Here is a 23,334-nt window from a genome sequence, read left to right on the forward strand (position 1 = left end):
GATCACGCATGTGCTGGCTCGCTTACCCCTCAGTGCTCGCGCACAGTTAACTGAACGGGATAGTGATAGCACGTAATGCAGCTTTATGTGGTGCAGATTGATTTGCCAGTGAGTGGTCAGTCCGTGAAGTTCATCCGTTCGGCCGACATCGCCGAGTGCGATCGCAACGACGGTAGCTAACTATGCCAACCAGACGCGCAGGCGCTCGTAGATCCGCTCGTCGTTCAGCAGCGTGAAGTGGTGCGCCTCCGGCAGGTGCAGGCGATTTTCGCGGTCGAACCCCATGTCGCGCTTGCGGCTTCGGCCTTGCGCGCTGCGCACCTGCACGAGTCCGTCGCCGAGTACCCAGCCGATCGGGTTGGCCGGCGTACGGGCGATGGTCGCGGTCACGCAGTAGTACGACACCCCTTCGAGCAGGGGCACGTCGATCGGTGGCTGCTGCGCTCGCAGGGCGTCCGGTTCGCAGTCGCGCCAGTCACGTTCGTCGAGTGAGCCGAAGCGCAAGTCTCTGATCCCGGTGCTGCGCCGGCGCAGCAGGCTGCCGAACGGGCGGGTTTCGGGCAGTGCGCTGAGTGCCGCCGACCCGTAGTGCACGACCTTCTCCAGCGGTGCGCCGGTGTGCGGGGTGCCCAGCGTGACGACGGTGCGTACCCGGTCCACCCATGACGCGCCGGGCACCGCGCACGCCGACCGGACGACCAACCCGCCCATCGAATGGCCGACCAGCGAGATCGACGTGACCGGCACCGGCCAGGCGGCCACCAGCTGGTCCAGCAGTTCGGACAGCAGCATGCCGTTGTCGGAGATGTGCAGGCCGGTGTTGTAGCGGATCTCGACGCCGGTGATGCCGATGTCGGCCGCGAGCCGCTGGGCGTACGTCGGCCGCTTCCCGAGGGCCCAGAAGGCCTCGGTCTCGATCAGGCCGTGGAGGAACACCACGACGTCACCCGTGGCGGCCGGGTAGGCGGCGCGCAGGCTGTCGGTGTCGAGGGTGACCGGCCGGCCGTCGACCCGCACCGACATCGTCGTCGCCAGCACGGAACCCTGCTCGTGGAGCTTGTCGCCGATCAATCCCTGCAGCAAGGCGAGGACGCGCGCGCCACCGGCCTGATCGGACAGCTTGCCTGCGGTCTGGTCGTGCACGGCTTTGCCGGCGATGGGCGCGGCCGTGGTGGCCACATGGCTGATGGTGGAGTAGACGCCGTCGGTGATGGCGTCGTAGACGACCTTCACGGGCTTGGCGGCGGGACCGACACCGAGGCCCACCAGCCGGAAGACCCGCTCGGAGATGGCGCGCTGGACCTTGTGGATGCCGTCGACGGCAGTGCCCAGCTCGTTGAGGCCGAGCTCGGTGAGGGCGGCGGCTTCGCTGGCGAGAGGGTCGTCCATAGGTTGAGTGTACGACTGTTCACCGGGACGGTCTTCTGTGAATCCGCTGATTGTGAGCAGTTTCATCGCGTCCGCACGTCATAGCGGCGGCTCGCCCGCTTCACAGCTGGGCCATAGCTGGGGCTGCCTTAATGGTCGGGTGACTACGACATCCGCCGTCCTGGACGCCCCGATGGCCGAGCCGGAGATCACGGCACCCACCAAGACGCGCGAGCGCGCGGCGCTGGCCCTGCTGCTGATCGTGACGGCCGTCGGCTACCTGTGGAACATCACGGTCAACGGCATGGGCAACCAGTTCTATGCCGCCGCCGTGTGGGCCGGCTCCCGGAACTGGGAGGCGCTGTTGTTCGGCTCCATCGACCCGAACAACGTCATCACCGTCGACAAGCCGCCGTTGTCACAGTGGGTGATGGCGCTGTCCGGCCAGATTTTCGGCTTCAGCAGCGCGAGCATGTTGATCCCCGAGGCATTGATGGCCGTCGGCTCGGTCTGGCTGCTCTACGCCGCGGTACGACGGATCAGTGGTCCGGCGGCCGGGCTGCTCGCCGGTGCGGTGCTCGCGCTGACCCCGGTGTCCGCCATGATGTTCCGCTTCAACAACCCCGACGCGGCCATGGTGCTGCTGATGACACTGGCCGCGTACTTCACGGTCCGTGCGCTCGACAACGGTGCACACGGCGCGGCTCGCCGCGGTGGCGCCAAGTGGATGGCCCTGGCCGGTGTCGCACTGGGTTTCGCGTTCCTGGCCAAGATGCTCGAGGGTCTGATGGTCATGCCGGCGCTCGGTCTGGCGTACCTCGTCGCCGCGCCCGTCGCGCTACGCGCCCGCCTGTGGCACCTGCTCGGTGCACTCGCGGCCATGCTGGTCTCCGCCGGCTGGTTCGTGGTGCTGACGATCCTGTGGCCGGCGTCGTCCCGGCCCTACATGGCCGGCTCGACCGACAACAGCTTCATGAATCTGGTGTTGGGCTACAACGGCTTTGGCCGCGTGCTCGGCAAGAACCACATGGGCAAGAGCGACCCCGACAAGCCGTCGACCGTGCACACCCTCACCGGGGAACACGCCGGACACGCCGCCGGCGAGACGATCAAGACCGCCGGGCACCATGGCTTCGGCATGGGTGATCAGACGCAGGGCCTGCCGCGGCTGTTCACCGGTGAATTCGGTTTCGAGATCGGCTGGCTGGTGCCGGCCGCGCTGCTGGCCACCGTGCTCGTACTGATCTCGCGCGGTCGCGCACCGCGCACCGATCGGGTCCGGGCCGGCGCCCTCCTGTTCGGCGGCTGGCTCGTCAGTGTCGGCCTGGTGCTGAGCTTCATGAAGACCAACGTGCACCCGTACTACTGCCTCGCGCTGGCGCCGGCCATGGCGGCGATGTTCGCCGTCTTCGTCATCGAGTTCTGGCGCCGCCGGGACTCCCGGTTCCACCGGATCGGCTGGGCCGCAGTGCTTTTGGCCAGCGGGGTGTGGGGCTTCGTGATCCTCGGCCGCAACGCCGACTGGCTGCCCGCACTGCGCTGGGTGATCCTGGCTGCCGCCATCGTCGGCACGGTCGTATTCGTGTGGCCTGGGCGTGAGCGGGTGGCGGCAGCCGCGGTGGCGTTGGCGATGTTCGGCGCTGTCGGCGGGTCGGTGGCCTACTCGCTCGCGACCTTCGGCCAGCCGCACCTCGGCGGCGGGCCTTCCGTCGGCCCCGCGGACAAGGACGACAAGCACGGCGGCTGGGGTCAGCGTGACGAGAACCCCCAACTGAACGCGCTGCTCAAGGCCACGAGCACCAAGTGGTCCGCGGCGATCGACCGGTCGTCGCCGGCCGCCGGTCTGGAGCTCGACACCCGCACGCCCGTCATCGCGATCGGTGGCTTCGGCGGGTCCGACCCGGCGCCGACGCTGCAGCAGTTCCAGTCCTACGTGGCGGCCCACGAGGTCGCGTACTACATCGTCTCCGACAACAAGGGGCACTGGGGCGCCGATGCGCACAGCGACATCGCCGACTGGGTGGGCGCCAACTTCGCGCCGATGAAGGTCGGGTCGGACACCGTCTACGACCTGACGCGGCCGGTCAAGAACTAGACTTTGCCAGGCTCGGTCGCGTCGAGGCACATCGCGGTGATCGGAGCTAACAAGACGTCGGGGGCAGAAATGCGGCCGTCTCGACGTCCATGTCGTCCGTTCGGCCGATGGAATGCGTGATTCGTGCTGTGCTGTAATCCAGCGGATTCCTCTCGGTAGAAGGAGCGGCCATGCCGAATTCGGATGCTGGACACAATGAGTCGAACAGCGCTGCCGGGCCGTACGACCAATTCCATGGTCAGGCTGTGCCGCACCATGGACCGGCGGCTTCGCGCCCGCCGTATCCCGCCGGATTCACGCAGTTCGGTGTGCCGCCCGCACCTCCGCAAATTGATCCCCGGGCCGGCTTCTATCAACCCCGGGTCGCTCCAGGGGTAGCCGGAACTGCGCCCGGCGTGGGTCTGGCACTCAAGCCGTGGCACTTCCTGTGGATAACGGCGGCGGTCCTTCTTCTGGTGGCGCTGTTCGTCTCGTCGAGTCTGAGCTGGGTCCTGCTGGCGGTGGCGTGCGGCCTCGGCGGGGTCTACCTGCGTCAGCGACGCACGGCCTCGACGGTTCCGGCCAGGCCGACGCCGACGGCGCCTCCGATGCCACTTATTCCGTTGCGAGCCATGGCGATTCCCGAGATCTTCAGCGGTACCGCGAAGATCATGCTCCGGTACTGGCCGGCATTGCTGGGTATACCGGTGGCGATCCTGGTCGGTTTCGTGCTGTTCGTCTACGCGTCTGCTGCGACGATCGGCACCGTCGTGGTGAAGGCAACCATGTCTGTCGGCGCGAGTGGCCTCGCCCATATCGACAGCCTGATGACCGGGATGTTGGTGGTCTGGCTCGTCTACTTCATCGTCGTCGCAGCGATCGCCCTGCCGACAGATGCGCTGCTGATCTCGCTGACGGTCATCGCTACCGACCGGGCTGTGCGCGGCCTACCGATCCAGTCGCGCGACGTGCTCCGTCGAGCTCGGCAGCGCATGTTCGCGGTCTGCCGACTCACGTTGGTCTTCTACGCGATTCTGTTTCTTCCTCAGCTCGTGTTCTATCTGGCTTTGACGAGTAGCCCGAAGGTGATGATCGCCCTCGCGGGACCGGGCGGCTTGGTGTTGGCGTTCCTGGTGATGTTTCCGATCTACTTCGGTCTGGGTCTGCTCCTCAGCCTGGCGCCCATCGCCGTAGTGGTCGAAGGTCGTGGCGTCGGCGCAGCGCTCCAACGATCCGTGCAACTGCTGAAACCCGCGTTCGGGCGCATCCTCGGCATCCACGTGCTGTGGAGCGTGTGCATGGTGGTGGTGCTGTGGGGTTTCTTCACGCTGTTGGGCGAACAGATCCTGACGGACCTGTTCGACAGTCCGGTGCTGGCAGGGGTCGACCTCCTGCTGTTCGCGGGCGTGCTCGGCGTGATGATCGGGTTCTTCCGCATCCTGCAGGCGCTGATCTATACCGACGTTCGGATCCGGCAGGAGGGCTACGACCGCGAACTGAACGCAGACTGGAATCGGGCACTGGCCGGCGGTGCGACGACACAGCCCGCGATGACGACCGGCAGGGCGCTGCTGGCGGCGGCTGTCGGGATTGCGGTGATCGCGGGTCTGTCGATCGCGGTGTCGGCGTTCAGTGGACCGTCGGACGACGACGTCATTCAGGCGCTGAAGCGCTCCGAGGCCGCCGGAATCTTCAAGAACGGCCGGCCGCTCTTTCACGTCACGGACATCGATGCGGCGGGATCAGGGTGGTATGTCGCCAAGATCAGGCACGACGGCGTGCAGCTCGAGCCTGGCACGGTGATTCTGCAGAAGGCCGGTGACGGCAAGCTGACGGTGTTCATGGGACCGGGGACGGCGTTCCCGTGTAAATCGCTGGTCAAGTCGGTTGCAAAACGGGTCGTGTGCTTCGACGGCAACTGATCCCGCGGATGAAAGCGGTGCTGCTGTCCCGTCTGCGCAGACCGCGTGACCGGTCCACGTAAACTGATCAGCTGACGTTTGATCAGAAAGAGGGCGTACACGCATGAGCGGCCATTCCAAGTGGGCGACAACCAAGCACAAGAAGGCCGTCATCGACGCCAAGCGCGGCAAGATGTTCGCCAAGCTGATCAAGAACATCGAGGTCGCGGCCCGCGTCGGCGGCGGCGACCCGGCCGGTAACCCGACCCTGTACGACGCCATCCAGAAGGCCAAGAAGAGCTCGGTCCCCAACGACAACATCGAGCGGGCCCGCAAGCGCGGCGGCGGCGAGGAAGCCGGCGGCGCCGACTGGCAGACGATCATGTACGAGGGCTACGGCCCTAACGGTGTCGCGGTGCTCATCGAGTGTCTGACCGACAACCGCAACCGCGCCGCCGGTGAGGTCCGCGTCGCGATGACCCGCAACGGCGGCAACATGGCCGACCCGGGTTCGGTCGCCTACCTGTTCTCCCGCAAGGGCATCATCACGCTCGAGAAGAACGGCCAGACCGAGGACGACGTGCTGATGGCCGTCCTCGATGCCGGTGCCGAAGAGGTCAACGACCTCGGTGACTCGTTCGAGGTCATCTGCGAGCCCACCGACCTGGTCGCGGTGCGTACCGCCCTGCAGGACGCGGGCATCGACTACGACTCGGCCGAGTCCGGCTTCCAGTCGTCGGTGTCCGTCGAGGTCGATCTCGAGGGCGCCCGCAAGGTGTTCAAGCTCGTCGACGCCCTCGAGGACAGCGACGACGTCCAGAACGTCTACACCAACGTCGAGATCCCGGACGACGTCGCCGCGCAGCTCGACGAGGAGTAGCCGCTCCGGCGGTAGCCTGCCGAGCATGTCCGAGCCGCCTCCGTTCAGCCCGACTGTCACGCTGCTGACCGTCAGTCGGGTGTGGGACGCCGCATTCGCCGACGCTCTCAAGCCCCTCGGGCTGACGACGCGCAAGTACGGACTGCTCGGGCACATCCGGGGCAGCGCCGGCATCTCGTTCAGTGAACTCGCCCGGCGTTCGCGCATCACCGTGCAGAGTGCGCACGCGGCGGTCGCGGCGTTCGTCGAGGCGGGACTCGTCGACGACAGCACGGCGCACGCCGGTGCTGCTTCTACGTTGCGCGTGACGGCCGCGGGGGAGTCGTTGCTGAACCGCGCGGCTGACGTCGTGGCCCGTCTGGACACCGAGTTCGCGGCACAGAACCCTGAACTGACCGACGCATTACGCGAGTACATGAGACGAGTCATGTCCGCTTCGCCATAACCTTCAGTTAGACTGAAGGTTATGCAAGCGTTGTTGCTGTCCGTCCACGTCGTCGCGGGCATCCTCTTCGTCGGGCCGATCGCCGTGGCCACCAGCCTGTTTCCCCGCTACGCGCCGGCCGGCGGACCGTCGGCGAACGCGGAACGCAACGACGGCGTCGCCCGTGCGCTGCACCGCATCACACGCGTCTACGGGGTGCTGGCGCTCGTTGTGCCCGTCGTCGGCCTCGCCCTCGCCGGTGTCCAGGGGCGCTCGACCGAGGTCTGGATCATCGTGGCCATGGTGCTCACGGCCATCGCCGGCGGACTGCTCGCGTTCCAGATCGCCCCGCGTCAGCGGGCGGCGCTCGCCGCGCCCGACGATGGGCGGCAGTTGCGCACCCTCGGCATGGTGACCGGCATGTTCAACCTGCTGTGGGTGATCGTCGTGGTGCTGATGGTCGTGCACCCGGGCTCCAGGTACGTGTGAGCATCCGACCCGGCGTGTCACATCGGTGTCGCGCAGCGGAAACCCGCAGCCGCACTGCAAGATGTCCCGATGGCAGCGGTGACGGATCCGGACGGGGTGGAGTGGCGCGTGCGCCGGCGCTGGTGGCCGTTCTGGGATGTGTTCGACATCGTCGACATCGCGTTCCTGGATTGGGTGGGCGTGGTGCTGGCTCTTCCGCTGTTGATCCTGTGGCCGTTCTGGCTGCTGGCCAAGCTGTTCGGGGTGCGCTGGAAGATCATCGTGGAACACGGTGGCGCCGAGACGCACCGTGAACTTGTCCGCTGGTGGGGAGCGTCGGAAGCGCGCATCGCCGAACTGACCCAGGAGATTCGGCAGGGCGCGCGGTCGGGGTACTTCCAGATCTGAGCGTGTCCCTGGCGCAACCTGTCGCCACCGCCCGCTAAGCTATCGAACAGCTGTTCGGGACCTAGTGAGGAGTGGGCGTGCGGGTGATGGGCGTCGACCCTGGTCTGACGCGCTGTGGTCTCTCGATGATCGAGGGAGGCACGGGGCGCAAGGTGACCGCGCTCGATGTCGACGTGGTGCGCACCCCGTCCGACGTCGAACTGCAGCGGCGGCTGCTGACCATCAGCGACACCGTCGAGCACTGGATGGACACGCATCGTCCCGACGTCATCGCCATCGAGCGGGTCTTCGCCAACCAGAACGCCAACACCGCCATGGGCACTGCACAGGCCGGCGGCGTCATCGCGCTGGCGGCGGCGCGCCGGGGCATCGACGTGTACTTCCACACGCCCAGTGAGGTGAAGGCCGCGGTCACCGGAAACGGTCGTGCGGACAAGGCTCAGGTCACCACCATGGTCACCAAAATTCTTGGGCTGCAACAGAAACCGACTCCGGCCGACGCGGCTGACGCGCTCGCGCTGGCCATCTGCCACTGCTGGCGGGCGCCCATGATCGCCCGGATGGCCGCGGCGGAGGCCAAGGCCGCGGAGTTCAAGAAGCAGTACGCAGCGAAGGTGAAGGCGGCGCGCGCATGATCGCATCGGTCCGTGGCGAGGTCATCGACATCGCGCTCGATCACGCGGTGATCGAGGCCGCCGGTGTCGGCTACAAGATCATGGCCACCCCCGCGACGCTGTCCACGCTGCGCCGCGGCACCGAGTCACGGCTGATCACCGCCATGATCGTGCGCGAGGATTCGCAGACCCTGTACGGCTTCGCCGACTCCGACGCCCGCGACCTGTTCAACACGCTGCTCGGCGTCTCGGGCGTCGGCCCCAAGATCGCGCTGGCGACCCTCGCGGTCTACGACGCCCCGACCCTGCGGCAGGCGCTGGCCGACGGCGACGTCACCGCTCTCACCCGGGTGCCGGGCATCGGCAAGCGCGGCGCCGAACGCATGGTCCTGGAACTGCGCGACAAGATCGGTGCGACGACGGGTGCCGGAGCGGGCGTCGCCGGTGGCCACTCCATTCGCGGTCCCGTCGTGGAAGCCCTTGTCGGACTTGGCTTTCCGGCCAAGCAGGCCGAAGAGGCCACCGACAAGGTGCTGGCCAACGATCCGGACGCCAACACCGCCACCGCGCTGCGGTCGGCCCTGTCGATGCTGGGTAAGAAGTGAGCCGGTTCGAGGACGAGGGCACCGAGCCCGACGAGCGGGACGTCTCGCCCGCACTCACTGTCGGCGAGGGCGACGTCGACGCCAGCCTGCGGCCCAAATCGCTACGCGAGTTCATCGGCCAGCCCCGGGTCCGCGAGCAGCTGCAGCTGGTGCTCGAAGGCGCCAAGAACCGCGGCGGTACCCCCGACCACATCCTGCTGTCCGGCCCGCCCGGTCTGGGCAAGACGTCGCTGGCCATGATCATCGCCGCCGAGCTGGGGTCGTCGCTGCGTGTCACCTCCGGGCCTGCGCTGGAGCGCGCCGGCGACCTGGCCGCCATGCTCAGCAACCTGGTCGAGGGCGACGTTTTGTTCATCGACGAAATCCATCGCATCGCCCGGCCCGCCGAAGAGATGCTGTACCTCGCCATGGAGGACTTCCGGGTCGACGTGGTGGTCGGTAAGGGACCCGGCGCGACGTCGATTCCGCTGGAGGTCGCGCCGTTCACCCTGGTCGGGGCGACGACAAGGTCGGGCGCACTGACCGGCCCGTTGCGTGACCGGTTCGGGTTCACGGCACACATGGACTTCTACGAACCGCCCGAGCTGGAGCGGGTGCTCGCCCGGTCGGCCGGCATCCTCGGCATCGAACTCGGTGCCGAAGCCGGTGCCGAAGTGGCTCGGCGGTCCCGCGGCACGCCCCGTATCGCGAACCGGCTGCTGCGCCGGGTCCGGGACTATGCCGAGGTCCGTGCCGACGGCGTCATCACCCGCGACGTGGCCAAGGCCGCACTCGCCGTCTATGACGTCGACGAGCTCGGCCTGGACCGGCTGGACCGGGCCGTATTGACCGCGCTGACAAAGAGTTTCGGGGGCGGCCCGGTCGGGGTCTCGACGCTGGCGGTCGCGGTCGGGGAGGAGGCCACCACCGTCGAGGAGGTGTGCGAGCCGTTCCTGGTGCGGGCCGGGATGATCGCCCGGACGCCGCGGGGGCGCGTGGCGACGCCGCAGGCGTGGACGCACCTGGGCCTGCAACCGCCGATAAACGGACTTGGACAGGCCGGGCTGTTTGAATAGGACCCATGCTGACCGCAGGGTTGATCGTTGCCGGCCTCGCCGCGCTGCTGCACGTGTACATCTTCGTGATGGAGTCGCTCACCTGGACTTCGCCGCGGACCCGAGCCACCTTCGGGCTCACCGAGCAACAGGCGGTGGACACCAAGGAGCTGGCGTTCAACCAGGGGTTCTACAACCTGTTCCTGGCGATCGTCACCGCCGTCGGTATCGCGGCGATCATCTTGGGATGTAACGCGGTCGGGCTGGCGCTGATCTTCGCCGGCATCGGGTCGATGGCCGCCGCAGCGCTGGTGCTGTTGCTGTCGTCCCCGGAGAAAGCGCGGGCCGCCATCACGCAGGGCATCTTCCCGGTGCTCGGCATCGTCGCGTTGTTGATCGGATCGCTGGGGTGATTCGTCGCTGCGCGACCGTCGCTGCCGCCGTCGTGTTGGCCTTCACCGGTGGCGGCACGTCCGCCGCGGATCCGCCTCCCGACCCGGTGCAGCTGGCCGACACGCTCGTCGCCGACGAGCAGGCCGTGCGGGATCCGGCGACGCCGGAGCCCGCGTTGATCGACGCTGCGCACCGGCAGCAGGTCGCCTATCGCGAGATCGCCAGGCATCCGGAGTGGGATGCGGTCATCGCGCCGCGCATCCCGCCGGCACTGGCCGCGGCGTACGGCCGCAACGTCGACGCCGGCCGGCAGCTGGCCGGGATGACACCTCCGCGCGACAACCTCCCGCCGTGGACCATCCAGCCGCCGGCGCCCGCCGACGAACTGCTCGGCTACTACCGCGAGGCGCAGGCGGCATCCGGGGTCGACTGGACGTACCTGGCGGCGATCAACCTGATCGAGTCGCGGTTCGGCCGGATCAACGGCGACAGCACGGCCGGGGCACAGGGGCCCATGCAGTTCCTGCCGTCGACGTTCGCCGCGTACGGCTCCGGTGACATCCGTTCGCCGCGCGATTCGATTCTCGCGGCGGGCCGCTATCTGGCGGCCAACGGTTTCGCCACCGACCATGACGGCGCCCTGCACCACTACAACCATTCCGGCGCGTATGTCCGTGCCGTCAACGACTATGCGGCAGTGCTGGCTGCCGATCCCGCCGCGTTCGCGGGCTACTACCAATGGCAGGTCTACTTCCGGACCACATCGGGCGACGTGTTGCTGCCGGTCGGCTATTCGGCCTGAGCCGTCAGTGATGTGACAGCAGGTGCGTGCTCACCTGATCGCCGCCGGCGCGTTTGGCGACATACATGGCGTGGTCGGCCGACGCCAGGAGCTGGTCCATGACCGGCCGGCTGCCGGCCGGCGCGTGGGCGATCCCGAAGCTCGCCGTCATGTACCACGGCTTCGTGGCGATGCTCCGGCGTAGCCGCTCGGTGAAGCGCAGGGCAGTGGCCTGATTGCCACGGATGGCGATGACGAACTCCTCGCCGCCGATCCGAGCCGCGACCGCACCTTTGGGCAGGGCGTTCATGATGGCCCCGGCGACGTCCATCAGAACCCGGTCGCCGACGGCGTGCCCGAGCGTGTCGTTGATGCGTTTGAAGTCGTCCAGGTCCAGGAGGATGACGCTGATCTCGGATTCGGCGTGGGGACCGGCGAGCAGCGGGCGGATGGCCTGTTCGAAACCGCGGCGATTGGGCAATTGCGTCAGTGGGTCCAGGTGGGCCACGGCGGAGTCGTCGCCCAGCAGCATCACCAGCACATGCACGGCGAGCGGGAGCAGCAGCGTGTTGGCGACGAGCCCGACGAACACTGCGGCAGCCAGCTGCGGATCGCCTTGCTCCGCCAGTCGGACCCCGCAGGTCGCGGCGGTCAGGATGGCGGTCACGGCCACCGACGCCAGGTATTTGGACGTGTGGAAGGACGCCACGTACGCGGCGAGCAGCGCGAACACAAAGCCGCCCAGAGCCGCCGCCTTGGGGTCGCGCTGCACCAGACACACGCCGGCGATACAGAACTGCAGCAGGATCACGATCACGGTGGACTGGCGCCGGCGCGGCCAGCGCGTCAGCCACACGATCGAGCACCCGATGGCGACGACACCGGCGACGACCGGCACCGCGACGGAGAAGACGGTCGCCGGGCCGGACGGACTCCAGATCGTCGCGAGGCCGACCGCGCCGCCACTGAGGACGATCAGTCCGACGATGATGCGGGTGTAGGGCTGCAGGCCACGGTTCTCGATGTACGCGGACAGCCATTCATAGTGGTCGGGCCGGTGCCACCATTGCCGAATTCGCTGCCAGGCCAACGTCCCGAACCTCCCTCACACCCGGGAAAAGCTAGCGCATTGTTAACTGGATTGCACGGCGTAGAGGCTTATCCGCACGAAATTCCCATCTTACTTTCGCGAAAATAATTGCTAGTGCGATGTCCCGCTTGATGGGTCGTGGAATCGCACGCGGTGTGGTGGTCGGCGTTGACGCCCTTGATGGCACACTGGTCTCTACCGCGGCACGGCGTACGGCTGGTCCGGCCCGCTTGCCTGTTCACAGACTCAACAGAACGAAAGATTTTCGCTGTCATGGATTTGGTCGTCTTCCTGCCGCTGCTCCTGGTCATGGGTGCCTTCATGTTCTTCGCGTCGCGGCGGCAGCGGAAGCAGATGCAGGCCACGATCGACCTGCACAACTCGCTGAAGGTGGGCGACCGCGTGCACACCACGTCCGGTCTGCAAGGCACCATCGCCCGGATCGACGACGACAACGTGGATCTGGAGATCGCTCCCGGCGTCGTCACCACCTGGATGAAGCTCGCCGTGCGCGACCGCATCGAGCCCGAGACCGAGGCCGCCGCTGAGGACGTGACCTCGGCTGCCGTCGAAGAGGGCGCGCCGAAGACCGAAGGCTGACATTCCCGCTCCAACACGTACCCTTTGCGGGGCTGACGTACCGATCTCAAGGAGACCCTAGAACCGTGGCATCGTCTTCGGCGCCGGTGCACCCATACCGCTATTTGTCGTTGTTCCTGGCGCTGCTGATCGGCGCCTACCTTCTGGTGTTTCTCACCGGCGACAAGCAGGCCAAGCCCAAGCTGGGCATCGACCTGCAGGGCGGTACCCGGGTCACCCTGACTGCACGTACCCCTGACGGCTCGACGCCGACCCGCGAGGCGCTGATCCAGGCCCAGGAGATCATCGGCGCCCGTGTGAACGGCCTCGGTGTCTCGGGTTCCGAGGTTGTGATCGACGGTTCGAACCTGATCATCACGGTGCCCGGCCAGGACGGCAGCGAGGCCCGCAACCTGGGCCAGACCGCGCGGCTGTACATCCGGCCCGTCGTGCACGTCATCCCGGCGCAGGGCGCGCAGCCCGCGAAGCCCGCCGCGCCGGCTGCTCCGGCTCCCGGTGGCATCCCCGGCGGGCCCGGTGGTCTGCCCGGCATGCCCGGTATGCCGCCGCTGATCGCGCCCGCCGAGCCGGAGGCCCCGGTCGTCCCGCCGACGCCGGGCATGCCCGCGCACCCGGCCTCGACCGAGCCGGCACCCGCCCCGGCCCCGCAGCCGCGGCCCTTCCCGGAGGAGCCGACCCCGGCGCCGTCGGACACCTCGGCCACGCCTGCCCCGCCGGCACCTGCCGCTCCGGGTGCACCTGAACCGGGTGCCCCCGCCGCTCCGGCCCCGGGCGCACCGGGCGTCCCCGCACCGGGTGCCCCCGCGCCCGCGCCGGGAGCGCACGGCCCCAAGGCCGAACTGGCCCAGCGCATCGCCGACGAGAAGGCCCTGCGTCAGAGCACGCAGCCGCAGATCCAGCTGCTGGCTCTGCAGTTCCAGGCCACCCGCTGCGACCAGCAGGACGTGCTGGCCGGCAACGACGACCCGAACCTGCCGCTGGTGACCTGCTCCAAGGACCACAAAGAGGTCTACCTGCTGGACAAGTCGATCATCAGCGGTGACGAGATCAAGGACGCGTCGTCCGGTCTGAACCAGCAGCAGGGCGAGTACGTCGTCGACGTCACGTTCAAGGAGAAGGCCGCCGAGGTGTGGGCCGACTTCACTGCCAAGAACATCGGCACCCAGACCGCGTTCGTGCTCGACTCCCAGGTCGTCAGCGCGCCGGCCATCCAGGAGGCGATCCCGGGCGGCCGCACGCAGATCACCGGCCACTTCAACGCCTCGACGGCGAAAGACCTGGCCAACGTGCTGAAGTACGGCTCGCTGCCGCTGTCGTTCGAGTCGTCGGAGGCGGAGACGGTGTCGGCCACGCTGGGCCTGACGTCGCTGCGCGCCGGCTTGTGGGCCGGTCTGATCGGTCTCGGTCTGGTGCTGCTCTACTCGCTGGCCTACTACCGGGTCCTCGGCCTGCTCACCGCGCTGTCGCTGGTCGCGTCGGGCGCCATGGTGTTCGCGATCCTGGTGCTCCTGGGCCGGTACATCAACTACACGCTGGACCTGGCGGGTATCGCGGGTCTGATCATCGGTATCGGTACGACCGCCGACTCGTTCGTGGTGTTCTTCGAACGCATCAAGGACGAGATCCGAGAGGGACGCAGTTTCCGCTCGGCCGTGCCACGTGGTTGGGCACGCGCCCGCAAGACCATCGTCTCGGGTAACGCGGTCACCTTCCTGGCTGCCCTGGTGCTGTACATCCTGGCTGTCGGACAGGTGAAGGGCTTCGCGTTCACCCTGGGCCTGACCACGATCCTCGACATCGTGGTGGTGTTCCTGGTGACGTGGCCGCTGGTCTTCCTGGCGTCGAAGTCGGCGCGGATGGCCAAGCCTGCGTACAACGGTCTCGGCGCCGTGCAGCAGATTGCGCGCGAGCGGCGAGCGGCCAGCCTGACGGGACAGGGGTAACACCGACATGTCGAAGCACTCAACTGACGACACCGACCTGGAGCTGACCGAATCGGCTGCGGCCGAAGAGGATTCGGCCACCGAGATCGAGGAAACCACCGCCACCGAGCCGGGCGGCAGCCTGCCGCAGCACGGATTCTTCGTCCGCCTCTACACCGGTACCGGTGCATTCGAGGTCATCGGCAAGCGTCGTATGTGGTACGCGATCAGCGGCGTGATCATGCTGGTCATGATCGCCAGCATCCTGATCCGCGGTTTCAACTTCGGTATCGATTTCGAGGGCGGAACCAAGATCGCGATGCCGGTGGCGGGTGTGTCCACCACTGCCACTCCGCAGGCTGTCGAGGACGTCTTCAACAAGACGCTCGGCCATGCCCCCGAGTCGGTGGTGCGCGTCGGCAACGGCGACTCGGCCACCCTGCAAATCCGCACGGAGACCCTGTCGACGGCGGACACCGAGAAGGTGCGCAACGCCCTCTTCGACGCATTCCAGCCGAAGGGCGAGGACGGCAAGGCGTCCAAGGCCGTCATCAGCGATTCGGCGGTGTCGTCGACCTGGGGTGATCAGATCACCAAGAAGGCGCTGATCGCGCTGGTGGTGTTCATCGTCATCGTCTCGATCTACATCACCATCCGCTACGAGCGCTACATGGCGCTGGCAGCGCTGGCCTCGCTGGCCTTCGACCTGCTCAGCACGGCGGGTGTGTACTCGCTCGTCGGGTTCGAGGTCACGCCGGCCACCGTGATCGGTCTGTTGACCATCCTCGGCTTCTCGCTCTACGACACCGTGATCGTGTTCGACAAGGTCGAGGAGAACACCCACGGCTTCGAGCACACCACCCGCCGGACGTTCGCCGAGCAGGCCAACCTGGCGGTCAACCAGACCTTCATGCGGTCCATCAACACCAGCCTCATCTCGGCGCTGCCGATCATCTCGCTGATGGTGGTCGCGGTGTGGCTGCTGGGCGTGGGCACGCTCAAGGACCTGGCGCTGGTCCAGCTGGTCGGTGTCATCGTCGGTACCTACTCGTCGATCTTCTTCGCCACCCCGCTGCTGGTGTCGATGCGCGAGCGCACCGACCTGGTGAAGAACCACACCCGCCGGGTGCTCAACCGCCGCAAGTCGTCGATCGAGCGCGGCGTCACCGGTGGCGACGAGGTCACCGTCGGTGCGGTGAACGCACCGGAAAAGCCGGCGCCGGGGGCCAAGCCGTTGCGGCCCACCGGTAAGCCGTCGGGTAAGCGCACCCGGGGCTAGCCCTCGATGCCCGCCCGGTTCCGCCGAACCGCCTTGGCCGGTGCGGTGATGTTGGTGGCCGGTTTCGGCCTGTCCGGTTGTGACAGTTCGGCTGACGCCGTCGACTACATCGTCGACGGCGCGCTGCCCACCTACAACACCGCGTCGGTCGTCGGCGCGGCTTCCGGTGCGCCGCAAGCATTTTCGCGGGTACAGACGGGGTTCAACTATCGCGGGCCCGACGGGCAGGTGGTCGCCGATCGTGACTTCGGCACCGTTTCGGTGATGGGCCGGGCGCCACTGACGCTCGACTACAAGATCAACGACAGCGCCGTCTACTCCGACGGCAAGCCGGTCACGTGTGACGACATGGTGCTGGCCTGGGCGGCGCAGTCGGGGCAGTTCCCGGCGTTCGACGCGGCCAGCCGCGCCGGCTACAGCGACATCGCGGTCGTCGACTGCACCCCGGGGCAGAAGCGCGCCAGGGTGACGTTCGTCCGCGACCGCGACATCACCGACTACGGCCAGCTGTTCGCGGCGACGTCGATGCTGCCGGCGCACGTCCTGGACGACGCGCTCGGTCTCGGCGACGGCGGCGTGACGAAGGCGCTGCAGAGCGGTGACGCGCCGACCATCGACAAGATCGCCGACGCCTGGAACACCACCTGGGATCTGAAGCCCGACACGGACCTCAAGAAGTTCCCCTCGGCCGGCCCCTACAAGCTCGCGTCGGTGGCCAAGGACGGCTCGATCACGTTGGCGGCCAACGACAAATGGTGGGGCGCCAAGCCGGTGATCGGCAAGATCACGGTGGCGCCGCGGGGCGCCGACATCGCGAGCCGGATCAAGTCCGGCAAGGCCGAGGTCGTCGACATCGCCGCCGGCGTGGTCGGCAAGGACGATGTGCCGTCGAGCTACGTGCGCAGGGACAGCGCGTCCGATGACATTCAGCAGCTGATCTTCGCGGCCCAGGGTGTGCTGGCCGATCCGGCCGCGCGCCGCGCCGTCGCGCTGTGTACGCCGCGGGACGCGATCGCCGCCGCGGTCGGCGTCTACGTCAGCAATGCCCGGCTGAATACGGCGTCGGATGATTCCCTCGCGGTGGCCGAAAACGTCGACGCCAGTGGGCAGTTCGCCGCCGCCGACGTGGATGGGGCGCGCGCCGCGGCGGGCGGCCAGCCCCTGACCGTGCGGATGGGGTATCGCGGGCCGGATGCCCGGCTGGCCTCGGTGGTCGCCGCGATCACCAAGTCGTGCGCCGCCGCGGGCATCACCGTGCAGGAGGTCGCGTCGCCGGCGGTCGGTGCACAAAGCTTGCGCGCCAACGACATCGACGTGCTCCTGTCCGGTGGCGGGGGAGCCGCGGGCAGTGGTTCCAGCGGTTCGTCGGTGGTGGATTCGTACGCCCTGCACAGCGGCAACGGCAACGACCTGTCGGGTTACGCCAACGAACGCGTCGACGGCGTCATCGCCGCCCTGGCCGTGACCACCGACCCCAAGGAACAGGCGCGCCTGCTCGGTGAGGGAGCCGGGGTGCTGTGGGGCGACCTGCCGACGCTGCCGCTGTACCGCCAGCAGCGGACCCTGCTGGTGGCGAAAGACCTGACGCTCGTGCGCGCCAACCCCACGCGGTGGGGCGCCGGCTGGAACATGGACCGCTGGGGGAGCAAGTGACCGATCTCAACGCACTCTTCACCGAGCTGGTCCGTGAGGTGCCGGACTTTCCGGAGCCGGGCATCCAGTTCAAGGATCTGACGCCGTTGCTCGCCGACGGCCGCGGGCTTGCCGCGGTGACGGCCGCACTGGCTGAGGCCGCCGACGGTGTGGATCTGGTTGCCGGTATCGATGCACGCGGGTTCCTGCTGGGTGCCGCCGTCGCGACCCGGTTGGGTACCGGAGTTCTCGCGGTCCGCAAGGGCGGGAAGTTGCCGCCGCCGGTGCACAGCCAGTCCTACGCGCTGGAGTACGGCACCGCCACGCTGGAGATTCCCGCCGATGGGATCGATCTGACCGGCCGGCGCGTTGTCGTGATAGACGACGTGCTCGCCACCGGCGGAACGGTTGCTGCGACGGTCCGGCTGCTGCAGGCGGCAGGTGCGACGGTGACCGCGGCCGCGGTCGTACTCGAACTGAACGGCCTCGGTGGACGCGCTGTGCTGGAACCGCTGCCGGTCACGAGCCTGTACGTCGTCTGAGGGGCTATCCTCGACAAACCAGGTGTAGGAGGTGTGCGGCGTTGGCTGACGACAAGGTGACGCAGGTCCAGTCGGCGCCGCCCGAGCCGCCGCAGGCGGCGTCACTGGAAGCGGCCAAGGGCACCGTCAGCGCGTCCCGCCGTGTCCGTGCCCGGCTCGCCCGCCGTATGACCGCCCAGCGCAGCCTGGTCAATCCCGTCCTCGAGCCGCTCGTCGCGGTGCACCGCGAGTACTACCCCAAGGCCGATCTGGCGATCCTGCAGCGCGCTTACGAGATTGCCGAGGAGCGGCACGCGCCGCAGTTGCGCAAGTCCGGTGATCCGTACATCACCCATCCGCTGGCTGTCGCCAACATCCTGGCCGAGCTCGGCATGGACACCACGACGCTCGTCGCCGCGCTGCTGCACGACACCGTCGAGGACACCGGCTACACGCTCGAGGCGCTCACCGCCGAGTTCGGCACCGAGGTCGGTCATCTGGTCGACGGCGTCACCAAGCTGGACAAAGTGGTGCTGGGCTCGGCGGCAGAGGCCGAGACCATCCGCAAGATGATCATCGCCATGGCGCGCGATCCCCGCGTGCTGGTGATCAAGGTCGCCGACCGGCTGCACAACATGCGCACCATGCGGTTCCTGCCGCCGGAGAAGCAGGCCCGCAAGGCGCGCGAGACGCTCGAAGTGATTGCGCCGCTTGCCCATCGGCTCGGTATGGCGACCGTCAAGTGGGAGCTTGAGGACCTGTCCTTCGCGATCCTGCACCCCAAGCGGTACGAGGAGATCGTGCGGCTGGTCGCCGACCGGGCGCCGTCGCGTGACACCTACCTGGCCAAGGTGCGTGCCGAGATCGCCAATTCGCTGCAGGCCATGAAGATCAACGCGACCGTTGAAGGCCGGCCGAAGCACTACTGGTCCATCTACCAGAAGATGATCGTCAAGGGCCGCGACTTCGACGACATCCACGACCTGGTCGGTGTCCGCATTCTCTGCGACGAGATCCGCGACTGTTACGCCGCGGTCGGCGTCGTGCACTCGCTGTGGCAGCCGATGGCCGGGCGGTTCAAGGACTACATCGCGCAGCCGCGCTTCGGTGTCTACCAGTCGTTGCACACGACGGTCGTCGGCCCGGAGGGCAAGCCACTGGAGGTGCAGATCCGCACCATCGACATGCACCGCACCGCCGAGTACGGCATCGCCGCACACTGGCGGTACAAGGAAGCCAAGGGCCGCAACGGGTTACCCGCGGGCGGACACGCCACCGAGATCGACGACATGGCATGGATGCGCCAGCTGCTCGACTGGCAGCGTGAGGCGGCCGACCCGGGCGAGTTCCTCGAGTCGCTGCGTTACGACCTTGCCGTGCAGGAGATCTTCGTGTTCACGCCCAAGGGTGACGTGATCACGCTGCCGGCCGGTTCCACACCCGTCGACTTCGCGTACGCGGTGCACACCGAGGTCGGGCACCGCTGTATCGGCGCCCGCGTCAACGGCCGCCTGGTGGCGCTGGAGCGCAAGCTCGAAAACGGTGAAGTGGTCGAGGTTTTCACCTCCAAGGCCCAGAACGCCGGCCCGTCGCGTGACTGGCAGACGTTCGTGGTGTCGCCGCGGGCCAAGGCCAAGATTCGGCAGTGGTTCGCCAAAGAGCGGCGTGAAGAGGCGCTGGAGACCGGCAAGGACGCCATCGCCCGCGAGGTGCGCCGCGGCGGAATGCCGTTGCAGCGGTTGATGAACGCCGAACTGATGGCCGCGCTCGCGCGCGAACTTCGCTACGCGGACGTCTCGGCGTTGTACACCGCCGTCGGTGAGGGACATGTCTCGGCCCGGCACGTCGTGCAGCGGTTGGTGGCCACGCTCGGTGGTGACGACGACGCGGCCGACGAGATCGCCGAACGGTCGACGCCGGCCACCATGCCGGTGCGGCGCCGCACGAATGACGATGTGGGCGTAGCGGTTCCGGGTGCACCCGGGGTGCTCTGCAAGCTCGCCAAGTGCTGCACGCCGGTGCCCGGCGACAACATCATGGGGTTCGTGACCCGCGGCGGTGGCGTCAGCGTGCACCGGACCGACTGCACCAACGCCGCGTCGCTGCAGCAGCAGGCCGAGCGCATCATCGACGTGAAGTGGGCGCCGTCGCCGTCGTCCGTGTTCCTGGTGGCCATTCAGGTCGAGGCGCTGGACCGGCACCGTCTGCTGTCCGACGTCACCCGGGTGCTGGCCGACGAGAAGGTCAACATCCTTTCGGCGTCGGTCACCACGTCCAACGATCGAGTTGCGATCAGCCGCTTCACTTTTGAAATGGGCGATCCGAAGCACCTGGGACACGTGCTGAACGTGGTGCGCAACGTCGAAGGCGTGTACGACGTCTACCGCGTGACTTCGGCCGCCTAGCGCGCTTTTCCGCTGTCGCTCGTGACTTGAGCAAACTCGTACCCAGCGCTGCGCAAGATTGGTGCAGGACTGGGGTTGGTGGTGCGGGTAATCTCAGATGCGGGACTGTCCAGATGTGGGGGTGGACGCGTTGAGCGGTGAGTTGAAGATCGACCTGGAGACCATGTCGTGGTCGGCGGGCACGGTGAATCCTGCCGAGAGTGCGAATATCCCCGCGGGCGCTGACCCGGTCAGCCTGATGCTTTCGTCGTATATCCCAGGGCTAGTCGACGGCGCGAATGCAAAGGTTGCGGCCGCACAGGCGGAAGATCACGCTTTCGCGGGCAAGGTCTCGTCGGCTCGAAGTGCCTATCAAACCGGGGACGAAGCGGGGGGACAGACGATCCAGAAGGCCGGTGAGAGCCTCAATCCCGCGTCCGCTGCTGGCAAGGCCGGGGGCGGTGCCGATGGTGGAATCGGTCAGTTCGGTCAGATGATGGGCATGGCGATGCAGGCCTTCCAGGCGCCCGCGCAGGCCATGCAGGCACTCGGCTCGGTTCCGCAGACCGCGATGCAGGCGGCACAGCAGATCGGGCAGCAGGTCCAGCAGTTGGCTGGCCAGGCCGGTAAGGACGGCGGCAAGCCGGGAGACGCTGGTGCCGGGGGAGTCGGTGGTGCCGCTGGTCAACAGCTCAAGCCGGAGGATCGCAAGCCTGGCGACGAGAAGGCCCGCGAGGAGAAGCGGGACGAGAAGCGTGAGGAAAAGCAGGACCGCGAGGCCGACAAGAAGCACGCGGCTGCCGGGCCCAGCAGCGGCCCGGCCGCGCCGGTGCCGCCTTCCACGCCTGCGCCGCGGCCGGGGCGCCACGCCGCAAATCCTGCGGTCGATGTGTAATTTTCGGTCTTGACTGTTTTGCGTTGTGAGTTTCTGAGGGAGGGCGATCTGTGACGCAACCGCCGACGTGGGGTGCGCCCCCGCCGCAGCAGCCGGGTGGTTGGCCGGGCCAGCCGGGACCGGGTGGGCAGTGGGGCCCGCAGCAGCCGTGGCCGGCTCCGGTTCCGCCGAAGAAGGGCGGCGCCGCCAAGTGGGCCATCGGAGCGGTTTCGTTGGTTGCGGTGATCGCGGTGACGGCCGTCGTTGCAGTGTCGTGCACGAAGAACAGCGGTGACGGTAAGGGCGGTGGCACTGAGACTTCGGCAGCGCCGTCGGATGTCGCGAGCGCCAATGACAAAGGCCCGGTCGGGATCATCACCGAGGACCCGTCGTGTGCGCCGTGGGGGCCGATTCAAGCAACACTTGCGGGTGCCGCGCGCAACGGTTGGGCGGATCGAGATCAATCACTGCCTTCGTCTGCGTGGACACCCGAGATGCGAGCGCAGTACGACGCGATCGGGAAAGTGATGCGTAAGGCCGCCGACCAAGCGGCGCCGTTGGCCAAGATGACCACTCACCGTGTAATGCGTGAATTGTATGGTCAATTCATTGTATACGCGCGTGCATATTCCGACAGTATTTCAAATCCATCAACATATCGGCCTGTCGATGACAATTTAGCGCAAGTGGCTTCCGGTGCGACGAATGTTATCGGATATGTCTGTAGCGCAATATCGTCCGGAGCGGCGGCCGCACGTGCATCATTGGTTCCGAACCCGAACCCGCCGGCCTCCATTGCACCTATCGGTGACATGTCGAATCCGAAACGAATATTTGAATCCCCAGAGCCGATATGTCACGATTTGGGGCCCACGATTGACCAATTATTGCAGAATCCTGACTTTAAAAAATGGGTCAATACCGACCCGAAGATTCCGGTGAGCAACTGGTCGCCAGAACAGCAGTCCCTTACTACCCTGGTGATGGCAGTAATGAGCTCGACTGCCAACTCGCTAGATAAGCTCGCGCTTCAGAGTTCCAATCCGATGGTTCAGGATTTCATCCTTTTAGGAGTCCAGTACAGACGGACATATGTCGAGGCATTGGCCACGTATCAGCCGAGTGATTCGAACATCTACCTTGCGGGGCAGGCGGTACCTGGAATTGTTTTGGCGGCTTGTGATGCAATTTCCGGATAGGATTTTCGCGAAGTTGCAAGTCGAGGCTTCAAACGGTCCGGTTGATCGAATGGTGATTCGCGATGGCACCGATTGAGCGCTATCAGGGCGGTAAGTATGGCGAGGCCACCGTCGTCCCCCCTGCATTCCCGGACGTTGACGAGAATGCGCTTAATGATATTGGTGTGAGACTCATGGCTTTGGGTGACCGCCTTGATGGCGAGTTGATTCCGCACCATGCTCACCAGCGGATGCAGCTATCCGACTGGGAGGGAGAGGCTGGTCGGCTTGCGCAAGCTGCAGCCACCGGTGTCCTCGGTTCGTATGGGGACGCTTGTAAAGCCGCCTATGACGCTGCAAGAAAGGTATTCCGCGCCGAATCTGCGGTAGTGCAGACTAAAAACGAAGTAAATAGAACTGCCGAGCTTATCCAGCAGGCGTGCCTGAATTTCGAGCAAGCGTCCACAAACATGCTCGCGGCCGCGCACGCGGCGAATGAATCGCGTAACTACGCTGCTGCCGAAGCGTTCTTCAACGCAGCGGCGTTGTTCACCAAGATGATCGAGACGATGAAAACGGTGGGTCTCGCCGAAAACACCGCCGCGGTGGCCAAGTGCGCTACGGGCTTGGCTCAGGAGTTAGGTGTTCCGGCTGGTACGCCTGGAGCAGATGGCAAGATGCCTCCGCCGGTTCCACCGCCGTCGCCCAACGTGCCAGGTAGCCCCGGTAACCCTCCGCCAGCAGGTGCGCCAGCGGTCGGTGGTGGGCAGGGCGGTGCCGGTGGAACAGCGACCACTCCACTTGGACAGCCGAATGAAGGTCCAAAGGGGCTCTTCATGATTGAGGGTGTAGAACGGTCAGCTGCTGTCGGCCTGTGATTGGGGTGTCTGGTTGGCTGGGTGTG

Annotated in this window: 22 protein-coding genes; 20 read left to right on the plus strand and 2 right to left on the minus strand. The window is 66.9% G+C overall.

The features are described from left to right. Positions 1–180: 180 nt before the first annotated feature. Positions 181–1,389: a lipase family alpha/beta hydrolase gene (locus ACJH6J_RS19645; protein WP_406804418.1), complete on the minus strand. Its 1,209-nt coding sequence runs from the start codon at positions 1,387–1,389 to the stop codon at positions 181–183. Positions 1,390–1,561: 172 nt separating this feature from the next. Here ACJH6J_RS19645 and ACJH6J_RS19650 point away from each other — a divergent pair, with 172 nt between their 5' ends. The 11 genes from ACJH6J_RS19650 to ACJH6J_RS19700 all read left to right on the plus strand — a co-directional run bounded on the left by ACJH6J_RS19650 (position 1,562) and on the right by ACJH6J_RS19700 (position 10,971). After that, positions 1,562–3,463 (plus strand): glycosyltransferase family 39 protein, encoded by a 1,902-nt coding sequence (locus ACJH6J_RS19650; RefSeq protein ID WP_244872946.1) that lies wholly within the window; start codon positions 1,562–1,564, stop codon positions 3,461–3,463. A gap of 170 nt (positions 3,464–3,633) precedes the next feature. Next, positions 3,634–5,364: a hypothetical protein gene (locus ACJH6J_RS19655; protein WP_406804419.1), complete on the plus strand. Its 1,731-nt coding sequence runs from the start codon at positions 3,634–3,636 to the stop codon at positions 5,362–5,364. A 103-nt stretch (positions 5,365–5,467) separates the two neighbouring features. After that, on the plus strand, positions 5,468–6,223 hold the full coding sequence (locus ACJH6J_RS19660; protein WP_212811635.1) for a YebC/PmpR family DNA-binding transcriptional regulator: 756 nt from the start codon (positions 5,468–5,470) through the stop codon (positions 6,221–6,223). A 25-nt stretch (positions 6,224–6,248) separates the two neighbouring features. Further along, on the plus strand, positions 6,249–6,668 hold the full coding sequence (locus ACJH6J_RS19665; RefSeq protein ID WP_318984449.1) for a MarR family winged helix-turn-helix transcriptional regulator: 420 nt from the start codon (positions 6,249–6,251) through the stop codon (positions 6,666–6,668). 21 nt (positions 6,669–6,689) lie between these two features. Continuing rightward, positions 6,690–7,136 (plus strand): hypothetical protein, encoded by a 447-nt coding sequence (locus ACJH6J_RS19670; protein WP_318984450.1) that lies wholly within the window; start codon positions 6,690–6,692, stop codon positions 7,134–7,136. Positions 7,137–7,205: 69 nt separating this feature from the next. Beyond that, positions 7,206–7,523 carry a hypothetical protein gene (locus ACJH6J_RS19675; protein ID WP_318984451.1) on the plus strand — a complete coding sequence of 106 codons (318 nt, stop codon included), beginning with the start codon at positions 7,206–7,208 and terminating at the stop codon, positions 7,521–7,523. Positions 7,524–7,600: 77 nt separating this feature from the next. Then, positions 7,601–8,158, plus strand: a complete 558-nt coding sequence (ruvC, locus tag ACJH6J_RS19680) for a crossover junction endodeoxyribonuclease RuvC (RefSeq protein ID WP_212811631.1) — start codon at positions 7,601–7,603, stop codon at positions 8,156–8,158. Next, the gene (gene ruvA / locus ACJH6J_RS19685; RefSeq protein WP_318984452.1) at positions 8,155–8,742 is read left to right on the plus strand and encodes a Holliday junction branch migration protein RuvA; all 588 of its coding nucleotides are present in this window, start codon (positions 8,155–8,157) and stop codon (positions 8,740–8,742) included. Before ruvC ends, ruvA begins: the two co-directional genes overlap by 4 nt. After that, positions 8,739–9,797 carry a Holliday junction branch migration DNA helicase RuvB gene (gene ruvB, locus ACJH6J_RS19690; protein ID WP_212811629.1) on the plus strand — a complete coding sequence of 353 codons (1,059 nt, stop codon included), beginning with the start codon at positions 8,739–8,741 and terminating at the stop codon, positions 9,795–9,797. The genes ruvA and ruvB overlap by 4 nt, the downstream gene beginning before the upstream one ends. Before the next feature lie 5 nt (positions 9,798–9,802). Then, a complete protein-coding gene (locus ACJH6J_RS19695) occupies positions 9,803–10,189 on the plus strand; it encodes a DUF1304 domain-containing protein (RefSeq protein WP_318984453.1) in 387 nt (128 codons plus the stop codon). Between the two features lie 32 nt (positions 10,190–10,221). After that, positions 10,222–10,971 carry a transglycosylase SLT domain-containing protein gene (locus tag ACJH6J_RS19700; protein ID WP_318984619.1) on the plus strand — a complete coding sequence of 250 codons (750 nt, stop codon included), beginning with the start codon at positions 10,222–10,224 and terminating at the stop codon, positions 10,969–10,971. Positions 10,972–10,975: 4 nt separating this feature from the next. Here ACJH6J_RS19700 and ACJH6J_RS19705 read toward each other — a convergent pair whose 3' ends face one another. Beyond that, the gene (locus ACJH6J_RS19705) at positions 10,976–12,040 is read right to left on the minus strand and encodes a GGDEF domain-containing protein (protein ID WP_318984454.1); all 1,065 of its coding nucleotides are present in this window, start codon (positions 12,038–12,040) and stop codon (positions 10,976–10,978) included. A 273-nt stretch (positions 12,041–12,313) separates the two neighbouring features. Here ACJH6J_RS19705 and yajC point away from each other — a divergent pair, with 273 nt between their 5' ends. The 9 genes from yajC to ACJH6J_RS19750 all read left to right on the plus strand — a co-directional run bounded on the left by yajC (position 12,314) and on the right by ACJH6J_RS19750 (position 23,308). Continuing rightward, positions 12,314–12,640, plus strand: coding sequence for a preprotein translocase subunit YajC (gene yajC, locus ACJH6J_RS19710; protein WP_212811626.1), 327 nt, complete (start codon positions 12,314–12,316; stop codon positions 12,638–12,640). A gap of 65 nt (positions 12,641–12,705) precedes the next feature. Further along, positions 12,706–14,583 (plus strand): protein translocase subunit SecD, encoded by a 1,878-nt coding sequence (gene secD, locus ACJH6J_RS19715; protein WP_212811625.1) that lies wholly within the window; start codon positions 12,706–12,708, stop codon positions 14,581–14,583. A 7-nt stretch (positions 14,584–14,590) separates the two neighbouring features. After that, positions 14,591–15,841: a protein translocase subunit SecF gene (gene secF, locus ACJH6J_RS19720; protein WP_212811624.1), complete on the plus strand. Its 1,251-nt coding sequence runs from the start codon at positions 14,591–14,593 to the stop codon at positions 15,839–15,841. Positions 15,842–15,847: 6 nt separating this feature from the next. After that, positions 15,848–17,494, plus strand: a complete 1,647-nt coding sequence (locus tag ACJH6J_RS19725; protein ID WP_318984455.1) for an ABC transporter substrate-binding protein — start codon at positions 15,848–15,850, stop codon at positions 17,492–17,494. Beyond that, positions 17,491–18,015 carry an adenine phosphoribosyltransferase gene (locus ACJH6J_RS19730; RefSeq protein ID WP_318984456.1) on the plus strand — a complete coding sequence of 175 codons (525 nt, stop codon included), beginning with the start codon at positions 17,491–17,493 and terminating at the stop codon, positions 18,013–18,015. Before ACJH6J_RS19725 ends, ACJH6J_RS19730 begins: the two co-directional genes overlap by 4 nt. A gap of 41 nt (positions 18,016–18,056) precedes the next feature. Then, on the plus strand, positions 18,057–20,399 hold the full coding sequence (locus ACJH6J_RS19735) for a bifunctional (p)ppGpp synthetase/guanosine-3',5'-bis(diphosphate) 3'-pyrophosphohydrolase (protein ID WP_212811621.1): 2,343 nt from the start codon (positions 18,057–18,059) through the stop codon (positions 20,397–20,399). A 121-nt stretch (positions 20,400–20,520) separates the two neighbouring features. Beyond that, the gene (locus ACJH6J_RS19740; protein WP_406804420.1) at positions 20,521–21,273 is read left to right on the plus strand and encodes a hypothetical protein; all 753 of its coding nucleotides are present in this window, start codon (positions 20,521–20,523) and stop codon (positions 21,271–21,273) included. 50 nt (positions 21,274–21,323) lie between these two features. Beyond that, a complete protein-coding gene (locus tag ACJH6J_RS19745) occupies positions 21,324–22,451 on the plus strand; it encodes a Vmc-like lipoprotein signal peptide domain-containing protein (protein WP_406804421.1) in 1,128 nt (375 codons plus the stop codon). A 62-nt stretch (positions 22,452–22,513) separates the two neighbouring features. Beyond that, complete coding sequence (locus ACJH6J_RS19750) at positions 22,514–23,308, plus strand: hypothetical protein (RefSeq protein WP_406804422.1); 795 nt, start codon at positions 22,514–22,516, stop codon at positions 23,306–23,308. Positions 23,309–23,334 lie beyond the last annotated feature (26 nt).

The organism is Mycobacterium sp. SMC-18 (genome assembly GCF_045310895.1).
GTDB lineage: Bacteria > Actinomycetota > Actinomycetes > Mycobacteriales > Mycobacteriaceae > Mycobacterium.

Coding starts and splice junctions, on each gene's coding strand:
- ACJH6J_RS19645 (WP_406804418.1), bottom strand. CDS start 1,389: ATGGACGACCCTCTCGCCAGCGAAGCCGCCGCCCTCACCGAGCTCGGC.
- ACJH6J_RS19650 (WP_244872946.1), top strand. CDS start 1,562: ATGGCCGAGCCGGAGATCACGGCACCCACCAAGACGCGCGAGCGCGCG.
- ACJH6J_RS19655 (WP_406804419.1), top strand. CDS start 3,634: ATGCCGAATTCGGATGCTGGACACAATGAGTCGAACAGCGCTGCCGGG.
- ACJH6J_RS19660 (WP_212811635.1), top strand. CDS start 5,468: ATGAGCGGCCATTCCAAGTGGGCGACAACCAAGCACAAGAAGGCCGTC.
- ACJH6J_RS19665 (WP_318984449.1), top strand. CDS start 6,249: ATGTCCGAGCCGCCTCCGTTCAGCCCGACTGTCACGCTGCTGACCGTC.
- ACJH6J_RS19670 (WP_318984450.1), top strand. CDS start 6,690: ATGCAAGCGTTGTTGCTGTCCGTCCACGTCGTCGCGGGCATCCTCTTC.
- ACJH6J_RS19675 (WP_318984451.1), top strand. CDS start 7,206: ATGGCAGCGGTGACGGATCCGGACGGGGTGGAGTGGCGCGTGCGCCGG.
- ruvA (WP_318984452.1), top strand. CDS start 8,155: ATGATCGCATCGGTCCGTGGCGAGGTCATCGACATCGCGCTCGATCAC.
- ACJH6J_RS19695 (WP_318984453.1), top strand. CDS start 9,803: ATGCTGACCGCAGGGTTGATCGTTGCCGGCCTCGCCGCGCTGCTGCAC.
- yajC (WP_212811626.1), top strand. CDS start 12,314: ATGGATTTGGTCGTCTTCCTGCCGCTGCTCCTGGTCATGGGTGCCTTC.
- secF (WP_212811624.1), top strand. CDS start 14,591: ATGTCGAAGCACTCAACTGACGACACCGACCTGGAGCTGACCGAATCG.
- ACJH6J_RS19725 (WP_318984455.1), top strand. CDS start 15,848: ATGCCCGCCCGGTTCCGCCGAACCGCCTTGGCCGGTGCGGTGATGTTG.
- ACJH6J_RS19750 (WP_406804422.1), top strand. CDS start 22,514: ATGGCACCGATTGAGCGCTATCAGGGCGGTAAGTATGGCGAGGCCACC.